The sequence below is a fragment of the Ruegeria hyattellae genome (genome assembly GCF_041537925.1).
Classification (GTDB): domain Bacteria; phylum Pseudomonadota; class Alphaproteobacteria; order Rhodobacterales; family Rhodobacteraceae; genus Ruegeria_C.
Map to the genome: position 1 here is coordinate 106,214 of NZ_JBGOSH010000010.1, position 21,342 is coordinate 127,555.

At 52.1% G+C, this 21,342-nt stretch carries 24 protein-coding genes and 1 pseudogene; 7 read left to right on the forward strand and 18 right to left on the reverse strand.

Translation table 11 applies throughout. From position 1 onward, the window contains the following. Positions 1-48: 48 nt before the first annotated feature. Both AB1E33_RS20710 and AB1E33_RS20715 read right to left on the reverse strand, forming a co-directional pair. A complete protein-coding gene (locus AB1E33_RS20710) occupies positions 49-477 on the reverse strand; it encodes a RidA family protein (protein ID WP_372579153.1) in 429 nt (142 codons plus the stop codon). A 20-nt stretch (positions 478-497) separates the two neighbouring features. Continuing rightward, positions 498-950, reverse strand: coding sequence for an Lrp/AsnC family transcriptional regulator (locus tag AB1E33_RS20715; RefSeq protein ID WP_372579154.1), 453 nt, complete (start codon positions 948-950; stop codon positions 498-500). A gap of 156 nt (positions 951-1,106) precedes the next feature. On the opposite strand from AB1E33_RS20715, the gene AB1E33_RS20720 reads away from it, so the two are divergent. The 4 genes from AB1E33_RS20720 to AB1E33_RS20735 are packed head-to-tail and all read left to right on the forward strand — an operon-like array spanning position 1,107 to position 3,944. Next, positions 1,107-1,343, forward strand: a complete 237-nt coding sequence (locus AB1E33_RS20720) for a DUF1127 domain-containing protein (protein ID WP_372579155.1) — start codon at positions 1,107-1,109, stop codon at positions 1,341-1,343. 29 nt (positions 1,344-1,372) lie between these two features. Continuing rightward, positions 1,373-2,563, forward strand: a complete 1,191-nt coding sequence (locus tag AB1E33_RS20725) for an ABC transporter substrate-binding protein (protein ID WP_372579156.1) — start codon at positions 1,373-1,375, stop codon at positions 2,561-2,563. A 49-nt stretch (positions 2,564-2,612) separates the two neighbouring features. Continuing rightward, a complete protein-coding gene (locus AB1E33_RS20730; RefSeq protein WP_372579157.1) occupies positions 2,613-3,158 on the forward strand; it encodes a GNAT family N-acetyltransferase in 546 nt (181 codons plus the stop codon). Between the two features lie 51 nt (positions 3,159-3,209). Beyond that, positions 3,210-3,944: a hypothetical protein gene (locus tag AB1E33_RS20735; protein ID WP_372579158.1), complete on the forward strand. Its 735-nt coding sequence runs from the start codon at positions 3,210-3,212 to the stop codon at positions 3,942-3,944. Between the two features lie 402 nt (positions 3,945-4,346). Here the strand turns inward: AB1E33_RS20735 and AB1E33_RS20740 are convergent. The 11 genes and pseudogenes from AB1E33_RS20740 to AB1E33_RS20790 form a co-directional block, all read right to left on the reverse strand. Beyond that, positions 4,347-4,815 (reverse strand): annotated as a pseudogene (locus AB1E33_RS20740) (transposase). A 90-nt stretch (positions 4,816-4,905) separates the two neighbouring features. Beyond that, on the reverse strand, positions 4,906-5,718 hold the full coding sequence (locus tag AB1E33_RS20745) for an SDR family NAD(P)-dependent oxidoreductase (protein ID WP_372579159.1): 813 nt from the start codon (positions 5,716-5,718) through the stop codon (positions 4,906-4,908). Positions 5,719-5,827: 109 nt separating this feature from the next. Further along, positions 5,828-6,115, reverse strand: a complete 288-nt coding sequence (locus AB1E33_RS20750) for a DUF3303 domain-containing protein (protein WP_372579160.1) — start codon at positions 6,113-6,115, stop codon at positions 5,828-5,830. A gap of 264 nt (positions 6,116-6,379) precedes the next feature. Beyond that, a complete protein-coding gene (locus AB1E33_RS20755) occupies positions 6,380-7,075 on the reverse strand; it encodes an ABC transporter permease (RefSeq protein ID WP_372579161.1) in 696 nt (231 codons plus the stop codon). A 10-nt stretch (positions 7,076-7,085) separates the two neighbouring features. Next, on the reverse strand, positions 7,086-7,811 hold the full coding sequence (locus AB1E33_RS20760) for an ABC transporter permease (RefSeq protein ID WP_372579162.1): 726 nt from the start codon (positions 7,809-7,811) through the stop codon (positions 7,086-7,088). 62 nt (positions 7,812-7,873) lie between these two features. Then, a complete protein-coding gene (locus AB1E33_RS20765) occupies positions 7,874-8,647 on the reverse strand; it encodes a transporter substrate-binding domain-containing protein (protein WP_299985918.1) in 774 nt (257 codons plus the stop codon). A 24-nt stretch (positions 8,648-8,671) separates the two neighbouring features. Beyond that, entirely contained in the window at positions 8,672-9,448 is a 777-nt protein-coding gene (locus tag AB1E33_RS20770; protein WP_372579163.1) for an ABC transporter ATP-binding protein, read from the reverse strand. A gap of 36 nt (positions 9,449-9,484) precedes the next feature. Then, the gene (locus tag AB1E33_RS20775; RefSeq protein ID WP_372579164.1) at positions 9,485-10,756 is read right to left on the reverse strand and encodes a cysteine desulfurase-like protein; all 1,272 of its coding nucleotides are present in this window, start codon (positions 10,754-10,756) and stop codon (positions 9,485-9,487) included. Next, positions 10,753-11,751 carry an agmatinase gene (gene speB / locus AB1E33_RS20780; protein ID WP_372579165.1) on the reverse strand — a complete coding sequence of 333 codons (999 nt, stop codon included), beginning with the start codon at positions 11,749-11,751 and terminating at the stop codon, positions 10,753-10,755. Before speB ends, AB1E33_RS20775 begins: the two co-directional genes overlap by 4 nt. A gap of 9 nt (positions 11,752-11,760) precedes the next feature. Next, on the reverse strand, positions 11,761-12,489 hold the full coding sequence (locus tag AB1E33_RS20785) for an SDR family NAD(P)-dependent oxidoreductase (RefSeq protein WP_372579166.1): 729 nt from the start codon (positions 12,487-12,489) through the stop codon (positions 11,761-11,763). Next, positions 12,486-13,253 carry an SDR family NAD(P)-dependent oxidoreductase gene (locus tag AB1E33_RS20790; protein WP_372579167.1) on the reverse strand — a complete coding sequence of 256 codons (768 nt, stop codon included), beginning with the start codon at positions 13,251-13,253 and terminating at the stop codon, positions 12,486-12,488. The genes AB1E33_RS20785 and AB1E33_RS20790 overlap by 4 nt, the downstream gene beginning before the upstream one ends. Before the next feature lie 120 nt (positions 13,254-13,373). On the opposite strand from AB1E33_RS20790, the gene AB1E33_RS20795 reads away from it, so the two are divergent. Genes AB1E33_RS20795 through AB1E33_RS20805 form a run of 3 tightly spaced genes read left to right on the forward strand, consistent with a single transcriptional unit; the run spans position 13,374 to position 16,455 of the window. Continuing rightward, the gene (locus tag AB1E33_RS20795) at positions 13,374-14,015 is read left to right on the forward strand and encodes a TetR/AcrR family transcriptional regulator (RefSeq protein ID WP_372579168.1); all 642 of its coding nucleotides are present in this window, start codon (positions 13,374-13,376) and stop codon (positions 14,013-14,015) included. Between the two features lie 14 nt (positions 14,016-14,029). Then, a complete protein-coding gene (locus tag AB1E33_RS20800; RefSeq protein WP_299985933.1) occupies positions 14,030-14,893 on the forward strand; it encodes a polysaccharide deacetylase family protein in 864 nt (287 codons plus the stop codon). A gap of 50 nt (positions 14,894-14,943) precedes the next feature. Next, entirely contained in the window at positions 14,944-16,455 is a 1,512-nt protein-coding gene (locus tag AB1E33_RS20805; RefSeq protein ID WP_299985935.1) for a sulfatase family protein, read from the forward strand. A 196-nt stretch (positions 16,456-16,651) separates the two neighbouring features. Here AB1E33_RS20805 and AB1E33_RS20810 read toward each other — a convergent pair whose 3' ends face one another. The 5 genes from AB1E33_RS20810 to AB1E33_RS20830 all read right to left on the reverse strand — a co-directional run bounded on the left by AB1E33_RS20810 (position 16,652) and on the right by AB1E33_RS20830 (position 21,325). Further along, positions 16,652-17,677 (reverse strand): LacI family DNA-binding transcriptional regulator, encoded by a 1,026-nt coding sequence (locus AB1E33_RS20810; protein WP_372579169.1) that lies wholly within the window; start codon positions 17,675-17,677, stop codon positions 16,652-16,654. A gap of 26 nt (positions 17,678-17,703) precedes the next feature. Then, the gene (locus tag AB1E33_RS20815; protein WP_372579170.1) at positions 17,704-18,141 is read right to left on the reverse strand and encodes an ester cyclase; all 438 of its coding nucleotides are present in this window, start codon (positions 18,139-18,141) and stop codon (positions 17,704-17,706) included. 3 nt (positions 18,142-18,144) lie between these two features. After that, on the reverse strand, positions 18,145-18,984 hold the full coding sequence (locus AB1E33_RS20820; protein ID WP_170429226.1) for a carbohydrate ABC transporter permease: 840 nt from the start codon (positions 18,982-18,984) through the stop codon (positions 18,145-18,147). Further along, entirely contained in the window at positions 18,981-20,027 is a 1,047-nt protein-coding gene (locus tag AB1E33_RS20825) for a carbohydrate ABC transporter permease (protein ID WP_372579171.1), read from the reverse strand. The genes AB1E33_RS20820 and AB1E33_RS20825 overlap by 4 nt, the downstream gene beginning before the upstream one ends. A 68-nt stretch (positions 20,028-20,095) precedes the next feature. Continuing rightward, positions 20,096-21,325 (reverse strand): ABC transporter substrate-binding protein, encoded by a 1,230-nt coding sequence (locus AB1E33_RS20830; protein ID WP_372579172.1) that lies wholly within the window; start codon positions 21,323-21,325, stop codon positions 20,096-20,098. Between the last annotated feature and the right edge of the window lie 17 nt (positions 21,326-21,342).

Consider the following 21,342-nt stretch of genomic DNA (forward strand, 5'->3'; position numbering starts at 1 on the left):
GAGCGCACCTTCTGCTTAGTCAGATCAGAGAAACGCACTGCAACACGGTCATGATTGACCTGAAGGTTCGCGGAAGCGTTCCAGAGGGACCACAGCGATGGGAACGAGTTCGACTCGTAGCTCTGGTGAGACTAGGCCGGGCACCTGGATCAGAACGCTGGCTGGGGCTGTATCGGCAGAGATTTTTTCTGCGCGCACGGCCTGGATTGCGGGCAGGTCAGCAGGATCAGTGAAATAAATCGTCAACAAAACAATATCCTCGAGGTTACCGCCAGCCTCTGCGAGTATCTGACATACGTTATCAAAGCACTTTCTGATCTGAGTTTCACCGTCGCCTTCGCCAACAAGATGGCCATTTTTGTCCCAGGCAACCTGACCGGTCACATAGAGAGTGCGGCCATCAGGGGCGACGACGCCATGGTTAAACGCACGCCCTTGTCTCGGCCAGGCGGTGGCCGGGTTGAAACGTATTGCCATATCCATTTCTCGCTAAGTTGTCAGTCATCGCTTTCTTTGGGGTACTCTCTGAGCACAACCAGGCTTTCGAAACCTTTCAAGGGCGGTTCGAAGAGATACCTTTCAGTGAAGGCCGCATAGTCTTCCATTGAGGCGCATTTCACGATGATCGCAAGGTCGGCATCGCCAGTAACGTAAAACAGACGCTCCACCTCTTTAAGACGACGCAATTTCTGCTTCAGGACATCTAGCCGCTGTGGATGGTCCCTCGCGACACTGAGCAATACAATTACTCGCGTGAGCGCGCCCTCGAACCGAGGTGATATGATCGCGGCCTCACGCTCAATAGCTCCGATCTTGCGCAATCTCTGGACCCGGCGCAGGCATGCAGCAGATGACAGGCCGATCTTCTCGGACAACTCACGTCCGGTTTGCCTACTGTCAATTTGCAGCTGCTCCAACAACAGGCGGTCAAACGAGTCGAGATCTTCCATAAGAACCTCCGTTTTGGAGTATATCTTCATATACCGAGAGAAAGTCGCAAAATCGGTAAAGTTTTGCGAAGCGCTCGCCTTTTGAGCGGTAAATTCGAGAACCTCGTCGATCCGGCGTCACTATCCTTTGGTCATTGCATCATCTGCGGAGGCCTTATGTTCAATTCACCCACAGAGAACCGAACCCCACATATTCGAAGATGCGTCGACTGGCTCAGGCTTCTGCAGCGTCGGCATCGAGATGCGCAACACCTACGTCGTTTGCCGAGCTACCTTCTGGCCGATCTTGGCATTACCCGAGACGAGATTGACAAGGTCGTTTCGGCTCAGAGCGACCGGCAACAGGATCGCGAAGGATCAAATCCCTTCAAGACTCAGAAAGTCCCCACATGACATTCCCAACCACTACTATGAGACAAACTATGCTTAGAACGAGTATGCTGGCCGCGCTCTGCACCTGCGCTGCAACCTCTCTGGCCGCTTCAGAAAATCCTGTTCGCATCGGCCTATTGTTCGGTTTCACGGGGCCCATCGAGTCGATGTCACCAGAAATAGCGGCTTCAGCGGAACTGGCACTGGAAGAGGCTGCTCTATCGGGTTTGTTCCTTGGTGGACGAGACATCTTGCCCATACGCGCAGACAGCACATGCATAGACGCGCCCAGAGCCGTAGCGGCGGCCGAGCGCCTCGTCACCGCAGAACGGATCGAGGCGCTCATCGGAGCCGATTGCTCAGGTGTCGCAAGCGCTGTTGCAACCGCAGTCACCATACCCAATGGAATTGTGTCCGTATCTCCAACCGCGACTTCGCCCGGTTTGACAACGCTCGACGACAACGGGCTGTTCTTTCGCACCGCGCCATCCGATGCACGTCAGGGCGAAGTGCTTGCAGAAGTGTTAATCCGAAACGGGATCAATACTGTGGCAGTGACCTACACGGCCAATGACTACGGCAAAGGTCTGTCCAACGCCTTCGCTCGTGCCTTCTCCGCTCGGGGCGGTCAAATCCTGGCCGATTTACCCCATGTCGATGGAGCCGGTGACTATTCGGCAGAGGTTGCGACACTAGCTGCTAGTGGCGCCGAGGTTCTGCTTGTTGCGGGATATGCCGATCAGGGCGGGCAGGCTATCGTACGCACAGCATTGGACTTGGGGGTCTTTGAGCGCTTCGTGTTTCCTGACGGCATGGTCGCCAACTCGATGGTGGCCGCGTTCGGCTCCGCGCTGAAGGGCACCATCGGTACCCTGCCCGGAACCGACAATCCCCAGGCCACCGCGTTTGACCAGATGCTCGTAGATCATGGGATCGACGGCCAGGCCCCCTATCGCGCAGAGGCTTATGACGCTGCTGCCCTACTGGCGCTGGCAATCCACGCGAAAGAGGTCACTGGCGGCCACGAGTTGGGCGAAGCGCTCAACTGGGTGGCAAACGCACCGGGCATCGAGATCGGGCCCGGTGAAATTGGGAAAGGTCTGCGCACTCTAAGCGAGGGACTTGAGATTAATTATGTGGGTGCCAGTGACGTGGAATTCACAGCAGAGGGGGATGCGACCGGCACGTACCGAGAGGTGGTTTTCTCAGAAGATGGGTTTGAGACCGTTGCCGTTTGGTGATCCCCTTTCGTCGGATTCCGCGACTGTGCCACTCACTATCAGACCGGCCGTGACAGGAGATCTTCCCACTTTGGAGTGCTTGGCACAGATCGCGACCCGTGATCTGCTTGGCCCGTTCCTCACCAGCGCGCAGCGCGCGCAGGCGGGGGTTCTTACGCCGATTGATCCTTGGTTAGTCGCTGACGGCACGTATTTTGTTGCCGAGATCGACGGACGCATAAGGGCGTCGGGCGGCTGGAGCGGGCGCTACCAGCTGATCCACCAGCCGGGTAGCGACGAAAGGCCCCCACCGATCGAAGCCACCGGTCCAGCATGCATCCGAGCGATGTATTCCGATCCAGCTTTCGCACGCCAAGGCTTAGCCCGCGCGATCGTTACGGTGTGCGAGACCTCGGCTCGATTGTCGGGCCGTGACAAACTGGAACTGGTCGCGACCCCTATCGGCCAACTGCTCTATTTGTCCTGCGGCTACGAGACGATTGAGACGCTCCAACTGTCAGAGGGTGGGGTTTCATTCTCAGTCTTTCTCATGCGCAAGTCTCTCCAGGACGGAGGAACAACGGAGACCACGACCGAAAGCTCCAACCCGACTTAGTCGGCAAGCGCTGTGAGCGCATTTCCCATTACTGATAACCGGAGGTTCAAGATGGACTGGCTGAAAGCACTAGACCGTTTCTTCAAAGTAAAAGACGTTTATGACAAAGCCAAAGAGATCAAGGATGTCCATGATTACGGACAGAAGATCAGCAAAAAGAAATCCCTTTCTTGGAATAATTTGAAGTACTTCAAGAACGGTCGGATGGAGACCGCACTGAAAAATGCCAAGGCGGCTGTTAAGGCGGCGGACACTGCGTTGAAAGTCAAAGCAATTTTGCCCGCAACAGACTCAAGCAAAAAATATGCAAAGTTACTTGCCGCAGCCTACAAGTCGGGTCATGACAGCAAGCAGGCCAAGGCGGCGAAAAAGGCCTACGAAGCGGAATTGTCTTCGTATGCGCGAACGCTCAGAACACTTTTGCACGACCTGCAAAAGAGGCAGAAGCTTCTCGATGGAAAACTGGCTACCGCCAGATCGTTGCAAAAATATGGTACCGCTCTCAACAAGGCATTTATGACGTGTGCCAAAATCCCCAACCTTTCCGGAACTTCCCAGAATGCCGAATTCTTCGCGCTAGCCCAGGATGCTAAGAACTTCGCAGGTTACATGGGCTCACTGGTGTCGCGGCTTGAGAAGCTTCGTAAAGCAAACGCTGCCGCGGCCGCCGAGGGCAAACGTCTGGCTGCACAAAATGAAGAGTGGATCAATTGGGCCTTCTCTGACCGGACTATGGAACCACAGCTACTGAAGAAGAACGAAAGAGCGCAGAGACCCAGAAAATAGATCTGATGATAGCTGAGCCTTAGGTCATAGAGAGTTACACTCCGGCTTCCCGAACCGGGCGTCCCGGCGTGACCCTGTCTGTGACCAACTGTTGAGTTCCGGCAAACTCTTTTGTGAAACTGGCCTGTGTGTATCGGCCAAGTGCAAATCAGCACGGGTTGTTGAGATCATTCAGGGCAAGACGACAGTGGCTGAGGCAAGCCGGGTTGATGATCTGGTGGCATCAGAGTTCGAAGTCTAGGATTATGATGCGAAGAAGCGCATGGAGAATGCCAGAATGAGGAGCAATCGCTCCATCATTGTTCGAAAGTGCGAACACCTTAGACAGACATCGATGTATTTGACCGGCGTTGTTTCGTAACTCGGGCGTAAGGCGTGAGCGCCCCTTTTCCCCCGCTGATGTCATGCCACACGAACGATTTCGGCGGTGCCGAGAGCATTGAACCGGTTCATGAGAGCGACGCGGATGTGCATTTCGGCGGTTAGTCGGCCGGGGTCTCTTGCTGCGATGCGCTCGCCGAACGCCTTGAGGCAGCGCATCTTCGCCTCGATCCGGCTCTGAGCGTGATATCCTGTCCAGCGCCTCCATAACACCCGACCGTACCGGCCGGTCCAGCCCAGCCATGCGCAAGAGGCTGGCAACCATCTCCGCTGCCTGTCTCCGAGGCAGCTTGAACAGCACCTTGATCGACAGGCAGAATTGGATCGCCGCATTCGAAAAGACTGGCGGGCGACCAGGCCGACCCTCATGCGCCGCGAGCCAGGTCATGTCCTTGTCCAGCCAGACAAGAAGGGACCCGCGCCTCTTGAGCGCAGCGTAGTAGTCAGACCAGTTCGTGGCGCGGTAGCGGGCGGATGATGGCTTACTCATTCGACCCGATTAACCATGTGGGTTCTCGTTGTGAATCCTTCAAAGTGAGAGTTTTGCAACAACACCATTGGGACGGTTAAACAATTCGGTTTATAGCTGGCTGAGCTTACAACTGGCTGACATAACCTCGGCTTGTTTCAATGCCGTTTGTGGAACCTGGTCGTGAGAAAAGTGCCAGAATTGCTTCTTTCTAATCCCTTCGAGAACGCACTCGGCTACAGTTTCAGGGTCCATACCGTCCTCCACAACCCGTGCAACCTCTTCTTGAAATGCATCGGTTTTCTCTGATACTGGCACGTCTCTTTGAGCCGCGACGGGACGTTCCCCGTCGACAAGATGAGTGTTTGTCGCGCCAGGGCAAAGAACTGAGGAAGTAACACTCGAACCCGTAGCCCGTAAGTCTCGTTCAAGCGATTGCATCAATCCAACAACTGCAAACTTTGATGTATTGTATGCGGCTAGAAAGGGCACCCCATAAAGGCCTGACTCTGATGCAGTCGCGTGGATATGACCTTCGTTCTGGGCCTCAAACAGTGGTAGAAAGACATGTAAGCCGTGAATAACGCCCCACAGATTGACGGACAAGACCCACTCCCATTCCTCTATGGTCGTCTCCTGCGTCGCAGCAAACGGGCCCACCCCGGCGTTGTTGCATAGTAAGTGGGCTGCGCCGAAAGCATGTATCGTTTCCTCTGCCACATGCTGAACATCTTCAAGGTTTGAAACATCCGCTTTTACAATGATGGAATCGCCCATCAGAGAGGACGCCGTTTCTTCCAGCGGAGGCCTGTGGTGTCCAACCAAAACAAGGTTCATTCCCGCTTTGGATAGAACCCGCGCAAGACCGCGACCGATGCCGCTGCCTGCGCCCATAACAACCGCAGTTTTTCCTAAGATTTCCATCTGGTCCACTTTTCTCTGTATTGGGGCTGTTTCCCACAATACGCGGCATGGCACACTTTCACCAAGCAACACTCCGCGCGACTTCAGAGCAAAGCTCTCAGCTGCGAAGTCATTCGTTGGGATTGGGCTTCAATGGTAGAAGTTTGAGGACATCCCCACCACTTATTACCGGTGCGATGTGGTCAACAGCCAAATCAGTCCTGCTGCTTAGCAGCGTCGCAAGTACCGACGCATCGTCTGACTCAACGATACCCCACTCTTCCAATAGAGTTGTCGAGAACCAAGGTCTGGAAATGGGCTTTGCGCCGTCAGGTATTCCGTCGCCAGAATCCATAAACCGTTTCAGCGCAGCGTCTCGGGTTTCCGGAGTGAACTCAAAATGAATATGAAAATACACAGATTGACCCTCGGCTCTCTAAACCATGAGAATAGTTTCGCTTTAAGAAACTCTGTAATTGCTTTGTAGCTCAGCTAACGCGTCTGAACATAATTTGGCTTACACGCAGTATTTCTGTAGCCGAAAAGCTGCCGGGGTACGAACATAATGAGGTCGTCTCTTTGAGACTCGCCTCCCCGTGGTTTCAACGACTTAGTATTGTTACATCGGTTACCGCCGTCGTAGATTGCTTCGCAAGGCCTTTCGTGTCCACCTTTGTCAGGTCTAGTGCAAAGCACGTTGTGGCATTTTGTTCTCAATGTATCGAAACACTGCAACCAGTATGAGAACTAGCACCAGATAAATTCCCGCAACCAACAAGAGCGGTTCATAAACCAGAAAAGTATTCTGCCGGATCGAATTGCTGACACCGTAGACCTCGAAGACAGTGATTGTTGCAGCAAGTGGTGTTGCCTTCAGTGTCATGATGAATTCGCCCACAAGTGTCGGCAGAACCGACTGAATGGCACGTGGCACCCAAATCCTCGATAGTACTTTGATAGGTCGCATACCAAACGACTGGGCCGCCTCCAGTTCCCCTTTCGAGACGTTTTGAAACGCTCCGCGCATGACTTCCCCAGAATAACCGGCCACTGAAATTGTGAATGCGAGGAGCGCAAAAGGAAACGCCTCACGTAGAATTGGCCAGAGCCAGGTCTCGCGAATAACTGGAATGGACGGAAACAACGAACCAAGTCCAAAATACAAGAGCCAAAGCTGTATCAGTAGTGGCGTGCCGCGTATCAGTGTACAGAATGCCAGAGCTAGGCGTGCAGCCCACTTTGGCCCGGTAACCTGCACTAGCCCAATTGGAATGGCCAGCATCATTCCAAAGAAGATCGACAGGAAGGTAAGTTGCAGAGTTAGCCAAAGCCCCTCTAACAGCTTAGGCGCATATTGCGGAATCCAGGACCAGTCCATGTTTTCTTCCCTATGCGAGCTGTTTTTGACCGCGGCGATAGTGCCGCTCAATACGCTTTAGGACGACATTCGATATAAGTGTCACGCACAGATACAAAACGGCAGCCACCATATAGAACAAGAAGTATGATTTCGTCGCACCTGCGGCCTGCTTTGTAGTCAGTGCCAATTCTGAAAACCCGATCACCGCCAAAAGCGCGGTGTCCTTGGTTGTAATTAGCCAGAGGTTCGATAGACCCGGAAGGGCGCGCGGGGTCATAATGGGTAATATGATGCGGCGAAACCTTTGCCAGAATGGCATCCCAAACGACTGAGCGGCTTCGACCTGCCCCACGGGAATGGACCGGATTGCACCGCGAAAGACTTCGGTGCAGAACGCGCCCTGGACAATGCCAATGACAAGAATACCGGCCAAGAGTGCATTGATGTCCACCGGGTCATGCCCAAATTTGGCAAGGATGAAGTTGAGAAAATCGGTTCCGGCATAATAAAGCAATAGAAGAACAATCAGCTCTGGCACCGCTCGGATTGCAGTGGTGTAAACCTCCAAGACCAGCCGTGTCACCGGACCACCGTAAACTTTGCCAAGCATTCCACCGATCCCGATTACAAGCGCCAAAGCGTAGGCACCGAATGCAATCTGAAGGGTTGTTAGCAAACCACGCAAAAGGTTGCCGCCCCAACCGGGGGGCACAAGGGCAAGTTCGCGCGCGATATCCTGAATGAATTCTTGCACCTGTCTTCCTTTCGTTATCCGTCGCTGCCTTGAAGTTCACGAGGCAGCGACGATGCAGAGATTTATTCGCCGAAAATATCGAAATCGAAGTAGTTTTCGCTGATGGCTTCATATGTGCCGTCTGCGCGGATCTTCTCGATCGCCGTGTTGATCTTGTCACGCAGTTCCGTGTCTTCCTTGCGCAATCCGACACCAATTCCTGGTCCATAGACTGCTAGATCGGTCACTTCGCCCTTGATTTCGCAACACTGTCCGCTCTCGCCAGCAAGAAATTTCGAAATGGCTAGCGAGTCACCGATCATCGCGTCTATGCGTCCAGACACCAGATCCTGGTTCCGTTCGTCGGCGGACTGATATGGCTTTATCGAATCTACCGAACCACTGAAGTGCTTATCGGCATAAGAAGCGTGTGTCGTTGAGATCTGGACACCAACAACTTTTCCTGCAACACCCTCAGGGGACGCCTTAATATCAGAGGACTTTGGTGCCACGACTACGGCTGGTGTCTGATAGTATTTATTTGAGAAACTGATGACTTTCATGCGATCTTCGGTGATCGACATAGAGGCAACAATCGCATCAAACTTCTTGCTTTGCAAAGCTGGAATTATCCCATCCCAGGAAACCTCGACCCAGGAGCACTCCTCGTTCATCGCAGCGCAAAGTGCGTTACCGATTTCGATTTCCCAACCAATCCATTCGCCGTCAGCTCCCTTTGATGCAAAGGGCGGGTATGGCTCCGACGCCACGCCCCAACGTACTTCAGCTACTGCTTGGGTCGCCGCCAACAGGCCGCCTGCGACGGCGACGGTTTTGATGATGTTTCTGATCTTCATATTCCCATTCCTCCCTGGGTTTTCTTAATTGATGGAATTGACGAACGCGCTGCAGCGTTCGCTTTGTGGATCGTTGAACACCTGATGGGGTGTTCCTTCCTCGTCGATCAGCCCTTGATGTAGGAACATAACGCGACTGGATACCTCGCGAGCGAAGCGCATTTCGTGGGTGACTAGGATCATAGTTCGGCCTTCTTCGGCCAGGCCTCTGATAACTTTGAGAACTTCGTTCACTAACTCTGGATCGAGCGCGGAGGTTGGTTCGTCAAACAACATCACTTCAGGATCAACGGCCAACGATCTTGCAATAGCTACACGTTGTTGTTGGCCACCAGACATAAAGGACGGGTAGACGTCACGTTTCTCCCACATACCTACTCGGTTAAGTAGCGCTTCTGCTTTGTCCTTGGCTTCGGCCTTTGGCAATCCAAGTACATGGACTGGAGCCTCCATCACGTTTTGGAGTACAGTCATGTGCTCCCACAGGCAAAAATTTTGAAACACCATGGCTAGGCGCTGCCTGACCCGTTCAACTTGACGCATGTTTTTGGGAACCATGTTTCCGTGCACCAATTTGTCTTTGAACTGGATCTCTTCTGTACTTACCTTAATCGTCCCGGCCGACGGAAGCTCGAGCAGATTTATGCAGCGCAAAAATGTACTCTTGCCCGAACCGCTGGCACCGATCATCGAGATAACATCGCCTTCATTGGCTTGAAGCGACACACCCTTTAAGACTTCCAATGATCCATAGTGTTTGTGCAAATCCACAACATTTAAGCGTTCAACATCGGCAGTCATGTGCAGCTCCTTTCCAGAGGCGGGGCGTACAGTATCTCATGCGACTGCCTGCGATTTGTCGTGGGCGGCTGCGACGGCGGTAATGGCACGATCAACATCGTTAGCAGAGTTGTAATGCCCAATCCCAAAACGACAGACGCCGTTGTTTTGATCATGGCCAAATTGTTCGAGAATTCGGATGGCATAATTGTGCCCATGCCAGACATTTACTCCTGCCGAAGCCAATTGTGCAGCAAGCACCTTATGGGGCACGGTTGATGAAATAAGCGAGACAGTCGGCACCCGAAAATTCATTTTTGACGGGTTAGAAATACCAAAAATGGAAACACCGGAGATATCTTGCAGGCCATTTACCAACCGTTGGCACAAGGCCTCCTCATGGTGCTTTGCCAATTCAAGAGCCGCGTGTATCGCTGCAATCCCTGTTGTTTCGGGCCGCAGCTTTTGCCCCAAATCTTCGAAGTAGTCGAGGCATCCGTTCAATGAAGAATGAAGTTCGTACTGAGGCGTGCCGCGTTCGAATTTCGCGTTTGGATGCTGAACCGTGCAGGCAACGCAATCGGCTGGAAGGTCGTTCAGGACGTCTTTTCGTCCCCAAAGAACTCCCAGATGTGGACCGTAGAATTTATAAGCAGAACACACCAGAAAATCGCAACCAATAGATTTTACATCGACAATGTCATGGGGGGCGAATTGTACCGCGTCGATGTAAACCAGCGCACCTACAGACTTGGCGCTTTTGGTCAGCGCGTGTACGTCGTTGATCGATCCTGTCAGATTGCTGGCGTAGTTCAGCGCGACCACCTTGGTTTTGTTGCTCAGCTGTTCCTCCAGCGCGCTTTGTTCAACACGCCAGCTCTCTGGATCCACTTCGACCCGCCGAATGACCAGACCAAAATCTTTCGCCGCAATAAGCCAAGGAGAAAAATTCCCTTCGTGTTCTTGATTGGTAAGGACAATCTCGTCACCTGGTGACAATGTTCTGGCAATGGCGCGTGACATCTGAAATGTCAGCTCCGTCATGGAGGGACCAAAGACGATTTCCTCCGGGTCATTCGCTCCCAGAAACGCTGCTGCGCGCTGTTCTGCACGCGCCAATTCTTCTCCGGCGGCGATTGACCGAGCAAAGGCTCCGCCTAGATTGGCTGTCGCATCAGCACCGGCTTTTTGCATTGCCCTAAAAACCTGATCGGGCAGCTGCGTGCCGGCGGGATTGTCAAAATAAACAGTTTCGGGATTGCCGATTGCAGGAAACTGGGATCTTACAAAGTCCACTGGGAAATTCGAGTTCAAGTCAGCTGTGTTCATTTGCGTTTGTCCTGTCTGGTCATTTGGCTGTGCGAGAGTTTCTTGGCAACGACACACAAGAGTTCAAAGAGAATGGACGCACCAAGGAATGCCGTGTTCCCAGACGCATCAAAGGGGGGTGACACTTCAACAAGATCAGCACCGACGATATTGACGCCGTCTAGATGCCGCACAACTTCAAGTGCTTGGAAACTGTTAGGCCCGCCAATTTCAGGCGTGCCGGTGCCGGGGGCGAATGTTGGATCAACGAAATCAATATCGTAAGAGATGTAGGTCTCTTTGAGCCCAGAGATGTCGCGCGCTTCTTCCATGACGTCGGGCACCGACCTTGCATGAAATTCCTCTATCGGAATAACACGTATCCCAACGGCATCCGCAAAATCTCGATCTTCATTGTCGTAGGTTGAGCCGCGAATACCGATCATACAAACCCGTTTCGGGTCCAGCAGCCCTTCTTCCACGGCTCGACGAAACGGAGTGCCATGGGTGTATTGCGTGCCGCCGAAGTAACTGTTGAACAAGTCGGTATGACTATCAAAATGGATCATGCCGACCGGGCCTCCACGCGCAACCGCGCGTAAGATAGGCAACGACGACAGATGGTCCCCACCTGCGGTGAGCGGGAAAATACCATGGTCCAGAACTGAATTATAAAAATCAGTGATCCGCGTCATGCTTACAATCAGATCGGTGGGATTTGGGGCGACATCCCCAAGATCTGCACAGTTGACCATTTCGAAAGGTCTGACGCCTGTGGCTCCGTTTTGTGCGCGGATCATTGTCGACATATCGCGCAATTGCCTTGGTCCGTGTCTTGGACCAGGTCGGTTTGTTGTCCCACTGTCCCACGGCACACCGATCAACCCCACCTGAACGTCCCGTAACCTAGGATGGTCGGGATCGACGAACGGCAGGCGCATAAAGGTAGGTACGCCTGCAAATCGAGGCAGCTCAAATCCAGAAACAGGGTGAAAATAAGTGTCTGTCTTATCCATCTCTCTCACCTACATCACGCTTCCGCCGTTCACTCCAAAGCATTGGCCAGTGGTAAATCCACTGTGGGGTCCGGCTAGGTACAAGATCATTTCCGCAATTTCTGTAGCCTCACCAAAGCGCGCCAGAGGCGTGTTCAGGTCGGCAGCCTGCGCTTCGGCGCTCATGTTTTCGGGGTCGGTCATGGATGTGTTGATAGGACCTGGGGCCACGGCGTTGACCAGAATGTCCGGCGCAAGTTCACGCGCCCAGCTACGAGTCATGCTCAAAATCGCCCCTTTCGAGGCGGCATAGGCCGACATCCCTTCACGGCCGAGTAGCGCCAAATCGCTTGCAACGTTAATTATCCGACCGGTTCGGCTATGCCGCACGAATTCACGACCGAAAAGAAAGCACCCGCGCAAGTTTATAGCGATAACTTGGTCGAAATCTTCAATCGTTGTTTCTGCCAGAGGCGCTTCGGACAAAATACCAGCGTTGTTCACTAGTACGTCGACGTTGCCAAACACTGCCCCAACTTGCTCAAACACAGATTGTGCTGACGCCTCGGCTGAGACATCAGCGTTTATCCCGAGGCCCGTTGAGAGGGAATTGATGTCAGCCAGCGTTTTCTCTGCATCTAAATCATTGAGATGGCAAAATGCGACCCTGTAACCAGCTTGCGCAAAGGCGAGACAGGTAGCCCGTCCAATGCCCCTTGAGCCACCAGTCACCAAGACAGTTTTGCCATTACTCGTCATGACATAACTTCTCCGCGGTCAATGTTGATTGCCTGACCTGTAATGTTGGCGGCACCATCACTGGCAAGGAAGAGGTAAGTCTGAGCAATATCTTCAGGCTCCATCAAGCCCGGCAACGCTTGCGCATCAGACAGCTCTTGAGCCAGTTCATCGACTTCTTTGCCGCTCGTGCTAGCCAACTCGCCCAGTGATTTCATGGCCGGACCCGTTTTTACCCAGCCCGGACAGACTGCGTTGACACGGATTTGGCGCGCTCCCAGCTCTTGTGCCCAAGTCCGTACAAGACCAAGCAACGCATGTTTAGATGCAACATATGCAGAAAAACCCGGTACCGCAGTACGAGACCAGATCGAAGCTGTTACCAGTATTCGTCCGCCATCCGGAATGCGGTTGATTAAGGCCTGAGTGACATTTTGAGTGCCCGACACGTTCGTCGCCAACACACGATTAAAATCGCTCTGCCCCTTCGTGCCTTCACCTTGTAAAGGCGTGGGCAATTCAATCCCCGCATTGTTTATTAGGATATCGATCTGTTCCAAATGCTTGAGCGCTTCTATCACCTGATTTCGATCCGAGATGTCACATTGGATCGCGCCAACGTTCGGGCCAAGTTGCTGCGCTACGTCGCCGATATCGGACGTGTCGGACAGAATTGTTACTTTGGCACCAGCGCGCACGAATGCGGTCGCAACTGCTTTCCCGATCCCACTGGAAGCCCCAGTGACCACAACCGCTTTTTCAGAAAACTCGAATGTGATTCCCATCGACTACCCCAAACTTTCACTAATCATTAGTTCAATAAAAATATTTATTCAATATAAAATTTAGTTGAACTAATTTATGATACCGCTCTATACTGCCCGTAGGCTTTGACGGAGTGGATAATGACAGGCTTAAGAGCGCGCCAGAAAGAAGATCGTAGTCGCAAGATCTTGGAGGCCGCACGCGCCCTGTTTGAGAAGTACGGAATCGAAGGCACCAAAATCGAGGATATCGCAAATCATGCGGGGGTCTCCGGAGTCACGGTTCATAACTACTACAGGACGAAAGCGGGAATTCTGATAAATCTGGTTATCGAGAATGACAGCCTATTGCTGGAAAAACTGGAAAAGTGCTGCACCCAGAATAATCTATTTGATCTCAGTGTTATGTTTTCGCGCACCATAGCCGAACACGCCGTCAGTAACTTGAGAAAGGTTGTTTGGAGGCAAGTGATAGCCGCAGTTACAACCGACAATGCTGGAGACATTGCGAGCGCCTATTTTGATCAAGACCAAATGCTCGCCGGATTTTTGATCGAAAAAATCAGATTGCTGCAACGAGATGATCGCGTCTCGGCAAGCGTCAACGTTGAGCATCTCGGAAAAGCGATCTTTCACTTGCAAAACGCGCGCTTCATTCAGTTTGTTTGCTCTGAAGATTTGACGCCAGACGATGTGGCACGACGCATTCGAAATGATCTTTCCGCAATGTTCGCCGTCAATCCTCCAGAGAGCGCGGCCGTCAACATTCACCCACAGAACTGAAATTGAGGCCCATCGTGTATCAGCACCCGATAAAATGGAGCGACCAAAAGCAGTGCGCCGCATCAATCACGTTTGATATTGATGCAGATTCATTGGTGCGACTGGCCTGTCCGGACGACGCTGACCGTCGACTTTCCTCGGTTTCCATGGGGCAGTATGGGCCCACTGTTGCCGTGCCTCGTATACTGGAAACCTATAAGCGGCTTGGGCTGAAGCAGACCTTTTTCATGCCGGGTTGGGTGATGGAGAACTACCCCGATACCGTCGACGACATCCTGGCAGGCGGCCATGAAATTGGACATCATTCCTGGGCACATGAAGACCCATTGGAACATTCAGATGCGCAGGAGATGGAGCTTTTCGAGAAGACCCTTGATGTGCACGTCAAAATGACCGGTCAAAAGCCACGCGGCTACCGAGCTCCGGTTTACAGTATCACTCCAGGGATTGTGCGCCTGCTGATCAAGCACGACTTTTTGTATGACAGTTCGATGATGGCGGATGATCTGCCCTATCTGGTCAAAACCAGTGAAGGTAATATCATCGAGATCCCGCCACACTGGGGCACTGATGATTGGCCACCTTTCGCGCAGCTTGCTGAACTTGATTATAAGATGCCCGTAAGAAGCCCAAGCTCAGGACTGGCCAACTTCTTCGAAGAGTTTGATGCAGCCTACGCTACTGGCGGCTTCTGGATGCCAGTTCTACACCCCTTCTTAACTGGCCGTATCGCCCGCTGGCGGTTGTTCGAACAGCGTTTGGAAGAAATTGTCGATCAAGGTGATGTTTGGATCGCCAAGATGGAAGACATCGCAAGGGCCGCCGCCAAGCATGGCGGATCTCTCCGGCAAGAAACCATTTCGCTGCCCGCCACCTGACGTAGATCAATTTCGCTACTATGCGGAAATTCAATACATCTGAGGACCTCATGAAGGCAAAAAACACCTTATTCATCATCGCTGACGAACACACACGGCGATATTCCGGATGCTACGGTGATCCGGTTGTCAAAACTCCGTTCATTGACAAGATCGCGGCCGAAGGCGTCACTTTCACAAAAGCTTACACACCATCACCCACCTGCGTTTCTGCCCGCGCCTGTCTGGCAACGGGTGAATGGCTCCATCAGAATGAATATTTCAGTTCTGTTGAAGCATACGACATGAAGCGACCTAGCTGGGGTCACCATTTGATTGATAAAGGCCACGAGGTTGTTTCAGTTGGCAAGCTTGGCTATCTGCGGGCAGGTCCTGGGAATGGGTTCACGCGTGAGTTTTTGCCGATTCACAACTTGAATGAACTTGGGTGGGTGCGCGGCTTGCTGCGCAACCCTGTTGCTTTTCCTGAACCCAATGTCGAAGTCGTTGAATTTGCCAATCACGTGGGTGTGGGTGAAACCGACTACACAAAGTATGACCGTGTTGTCAGCGAAACTGCCTGTGCCTGGCTCCGTCAGGCAGGGCAGCGCGAACATGACAAGCCCTGGACCTTGTTCGTTTCTTTGACCAGCCCACATTATCCGCTGATCTGCCCTCAGGAATTCTGGGATTTATACGATGAAGACGAAGTCGGAACAGCCCATCGCGGACCCGACGTTGAACACCATCCACTGATGCAAGAGCTACGCAAATACTACAACTACGATGACCACTTTGACGCGGATCTGGCCCGTAAGGCACGGCGGGCATATTTCGGACTTTGCTCGTTCACCGACTATTTGGTTGGCAATCTACTCACAACCTTGGAACTCGCCGGACTAAAAGATGACACGCGGATCATCTACACCAGTGATCATGGCGAAATGCTAGGCAGCCACCGCCTGTGGACAAAGCTACAAATGTATGAAGATTCGGTGGCCATCCCGATGTTAATGTCTGGCCCGGATATCCCTCAGAGGCTCACATGTGATACGCCTGTATCGCTGATTGACCTATACCCAACACTGATCGAAGCCGCCGGCGAAACGCTCGACGAGCGCGAAAAAGATCTTGATGGCGTAAGTCTTTTTAAGATCATAAAGGGGGAAACCCCAGAGCGGTTTGTGCTAAGTGAGTATCATGATGGTGGGATCTCTACCGGCATATTCATGTTGCTCAATGGCCCTTGGAAATACATTTATTATCCAGGCTACCGACCTCAGCTTTTCAATCATGAGACCGACCCAAATGAGGATGTCGACCTTGCAGAAGATCCCGATTTCGCAGATGCTTTAGCAGAATGTGAAAAAGCTCTTCGCTCAATGCTTGATCCTGAAAAGATCAATGCCCGTGCGTTGGAAAAGCAAGCGGCCATCATTGAAAAATTGGGCGGGTATGATGCAATCAACAATATGGAACAATCCGACATTTTCATCGAGGTCGAAGCGCTATATGTGAATAATGCCGAGTTGCGCACGCCTTGTGATCTGCTAGTCGCAAGTAAACCTATAGTGCCCGAGTGAGAGTTAAAGTTGCAGGTTGTGATGGAATAGATACCCCCTGATCTCTCATCTGATAGATTTTGGAGATGGAAGCCATCAGAAGGTTAGCAAAAGCCCTTCAGGCGCGGCACTCTGGACTGAATGTTCATTCATTGCCTTTAGTCGTCTTCGCAATGCCAGACAACTTGGCAATACCCAACGGATCCTTGCACAGGATTCAACGGCGCTGCTTAACTGTCCTTCTTTCAATAAGCTTCGGCGCTAACGAGATGTTCTCAACCTCGACGATATTTTCCCTGACAAGTTCGTTGATCTGCCGCACCGCGTTTGTAACCATATTATTGATGGGTTGTCTTAGCGTGGTAAGAGAAAACTCAGGCATTGCAGCCAAGGGAATGTCATCAAAGCCAATGACTGAAAGGTCATCTGGAATACTGAATTTTAGCTCGCTCCGCAAAATGCTGATCGCTTCGATCGCCATATAGTCATTCAACGCAAAAAGCGCGTCTGGATGTGCTTCATTTGGATCGCCAAACATCTTTCTGATTGCTTCACCCGTCCGCTTAAGGTCAAAGTGACCAACTTCATGTGCGTAGAGACGATGACCGTTTTCTCTCAATTCGGCCTCAAAGCCAAACTTCCGATCGCGGCTTGTAGATGAGCGTTCCCATCCTGAGAGGAGTGCAATTTTTCGGTGATCCGTTTCGAGCAGATACCGCGCCGCTATACGACCACCCGAAACGTTGTCGGTTGTAACACTCGCAATTCCTTCATGTTCCTGAAAGCGATTAAACATGACAACCGGAATTTCGCGCTGAGAGCAGAATTTAACCAGGGTTGAAGAAAGCTCGACTGATGCCGTGATGATTCCGTCGACCTGATACTCCAACAATTGGGATACGGTCTCTTCTACGCCCTCATCCGTGCTGGGCATCATAAAAACGAGCGCATGGAACCCGGTTTTTTGAAGCTTTATGCAGAGTTTTTCAAGCGCGAGCGCGTAGAACTGGTTGTCTAAATAGCTAAACAGCAGCGCGACGATGTTTGATCTTTGCGTGATAAGCGAACGGGCGATTGCATTGGGGCGGTATCCCAGCTCGTCTGCGGACTTGAGAATACGTTTTTTTGTTTCAGGGGAAACACCCGATTGGGTCGGCGTGCGAGAAAAAGCCCGGCTCACCGCAGATTGAGACACACCAGCATGGCGCGCAACATCAATTGAAGTGACCTTAGACTTTTTCAAAGGAACTCACGCCAACCCGTTTTGCATTAGCTTTTCTTGACAGCTGCCATCAGATCGACACCCAATTGCTTGAACGTGTCAACGTGATCAACCATTACCCAGTTTTCCTTTAGTTTGCCATCAACTACCAGCCAGAAATCTGAGAAGCGCATCTTTACCGGCAGACCGGTGGGTGGCAGCCCCAGATATTCACCGTTTTGGTGGCCGGTCAGGTATCCGGTACCTGCAATCCATGTCTCGTTGGCGAACTCGATCTCGTGGCTGACATAGTAATCGGGAAACGCCTTGTAAAAGTCGGCAAGGACTTCGTATTTGAAGCGTTCGCGTCCATGGATGTCGCCAAAGCCCGGCGGTCCGTGCCAGATCATGTCTTCATGCCAATACCGGTCATGCGCCTCAAGATCCTGCGCGTTCAACGCAACATACATATCCTGAATAAGTTTGAGGTTGGATTCGGCAGTCATGTTTCATCCCTTCACTGCACCTGCGGTCATCCCAGACACGATCTGTTTCTGGAAAACGAAAACCAAAATGATGATGGGTATGGTGATCGAGACAGCCCCGGCGATCCCGTGCATCAATCGTGCGAGGCTTTGGTTCTGGCCCATGTAACTGCCAAGAGATGCGGTCATGGTGGCCATATCACCGTTCATAAGTTGGCTGGAGATAATGAAGTCGTTGTAAGCCAACAGGAACGAGAACAGGCCCGCAGTCACGATACCAGGCCACATGACGGGCACAATCACACGAAAGAAAGCCTGCCAACGGTTGCAACCATCAACCAACGCAGCCTCGTCCAATTCCTGTGGAATATTCATGAAAAAGGCGCGCAACATCCAGATTGTGAATGGCTGGTTTATTGCGACAAGAACAATGATGAGAGTCTCGTAACGGCTCCAGATTCCCAGCTCGAAAAAGGCCGGTCGATAGGCTGTCAGCAGCACGACATGCGGCATTGCGCGAAACACCATGGCGGCCATCAGCAGCCAAAACCCAAGTGAGCCTCGGTACCGCGATAGTGCATAAGCCGCCAAACAGGCGATCGTCAGCGAAACGACAACGGTCGAAGCGGTTACAATTGTCGTGTTTATTGCATACTGCCAGAAACCGTCCTCAACCCAGATATATCTGAAATTCTCCAAGGTCATTGGGGCCAGTAGTTTTGGCGGTGTCGAAAACGCGTCTACGGGTTTGCGCAGTGAGATGATGAACATCCAAAAAAACGGCAGCAGCGCGGCAAAGAACCAGAACCAAAGCCCTAGGTTGATCGATACTCGAGAAGCTAGGTTGAGTTTCGCTGGTCTCATTTTTCGGCTTTCTGATCTTTGTAGGTCCGGATCATGATCGGTATCAGCAACACAATGACGCCAGCCACCGTCAGCACGGCGTAAGCCGCGGCCTTGTGGATGTTTCCTTCAAAAACAAGCGTGTAGTAGGTCAGATACTGTACTGAATTTGCGAAGACGCGCGAACCGAACACCAGAACGGGCTCAAACACCCGGTAACTGTCCATCACATGGATCAAGGTGATCACGGCGAACAATGGAGACAGGTAAGGAATTACGATGTATCGAACACGTTGCCATGGCGTTGCGCCGTCTATGATCGCTGCCTCAAGCGGCTCTTCCGGTACCGTTTGCAACCCCGCGTAGAGAATGATGAACGCGAAGGGTGCAGCAAACCAAACTCCGTAGGCGATGATCACAAGCCGAATCGTGACCTGATCGGCAAGAAAGTAGAATTTGCCGAAGCCCATGGCCTCTAAGGTTGCTGCGATAACACCGCCATCAATGAACAACCAATAAACCGCGAGGGAAGAAACAACCGGGGTCACGATCATCGGCAGAAGCGTTACAAACACAACCGAGCCACGCAGTTGCACCGTTACTCGATTGGTTGCAAGGGCGAGACCGAATCCAAGGATCAGTATGATCGGTGTTGTCACAAAGGTATAAAGAAGGGTGAATTCCAGCGCGGACCAGAAATCTACATCACTGATTTCTCGATAAAGCGATTTGATGAACTCTCTGGGGTTTTCAACTTTCGCCTCTTCGATGGCGGCCTCCAGGCCTTTTGCATCGATTGCATTCTCCAGATTCTCTCCACCTACATATTGCCAGACTTTCACTGGATTACCTTCAGTATCCAGCACGGATTGTGGAACAATTCGGGTAATTTCCCGCGTTTGCCCACCGAACAGAGGCACCTCAGTTTTAACCTCTTTCAATTCGGTTTGAGTGAAGGACTGGTGCAATGCGAGATAGACAATCGCGACAAGCGGCAGCGCGATGAGCAGCAGCATGGACACCAAAGAGGGTGCAACGAAAGAAATGAAGGTCGAGCGTTTCATCAAACTATCCCGTCAGAAGTTCGGTGCCAGCCAATATTTGTCGACGTGGCTGGCACCAGGGAGTTGGCCTATTTCAGCAGGCCCTGCTCACGCGCCGCAGCGCGATACGCCTTTGTTGCATCAGCCAGAGATTCTTCGGCACTCTCTTTACCAACGATAAAGTCCGCGATGTTCTCGCCCAAAGCCGAATGCGCCAGAGCAGCCTGCGGATTCATTGGATATGGCGGCGCTCCTGCAAGGACTGTTTCAGTGATTGCAGCGGTATAGCGGCCCGGCTCATATGCGGAACGAATCCAAAGGGTTATGTCGTTATTGGCTTTGACGGTTTTTGCACTCATCGCATGCATCAGGACCTGGAACGTCAGATCGGGATCACCATCGAGATTTTTCGGCATGACATAGCCGTCCCACCAGAATGTTGATGCCGGAGCGCCTCCATCCATCATTGTTGGGGATTGGGCAAACCCGATCTTGTCAACCACAGTGCTTTCATCAGGATTGTCCATCGCCGCGGCTTCATTGCCCCAGAGGATAGCCATTGCCACATCGCCTTGCTGTAGCTGACGTTTTACGTCCCCAAAGTCCATCGACATAGAATTCGGGGACATGTACTTGTAGAGCGCACCCATCTTTTCCAGCGCTTCAATTGCTTCGGGTGTTTCAAAGGTAGAGTCAGAAGTTTCCGGATCAAACAACGTTCCACCATTTGCAAGAAGCAAGTTGACGTACTCATTCGCCAATTCCCAGCTGTTCCCAAAGGCCGCGCCATAGGGGTGCTCGATCCCGGCCTCCTTAAGTTTTTCCGATGCTTCCAGAACCTCATCCCAAGTCGTCGGGACAGTAATGTTGTTCTCTTCAAAGATGTCTTTGCGATAGAACAGGTGCTGTGCGTTGACCATAAAGGCAATCGCCATGATGTCGTCACCAAAACGGATCAGCATCCCATCTTCGATGTCATATTTGTCCCGGTACTTCTCGACCAGATCATTCAACGGGCGAAGCTGGCCTTTCGCCTGCAGCAGAGTAATGGAGCTGTTCGCAACAGCCGCAGCGTCCCAAGGGGACGTCGAAGACTCAAACGCTTTGTTTGTTTCTTCTTTGTGGTCCGTAGTGAGCTTGGTTTCGACGACAAGACCATCCCGCTCACATGTTTCCATTTCTGCCGCCAATACCTCCAGCGCCTCGAAGAAATTCGACAAGACATTCACCTCGCCTGTTCCTTCGATGGTACATTCCGCCGAAGCAGCGATCGGGCTCAGTGCAATGGCTGAGGCCAGCAATACTTGTTTGAGTTTCATATTAACCTCCTTGTTGC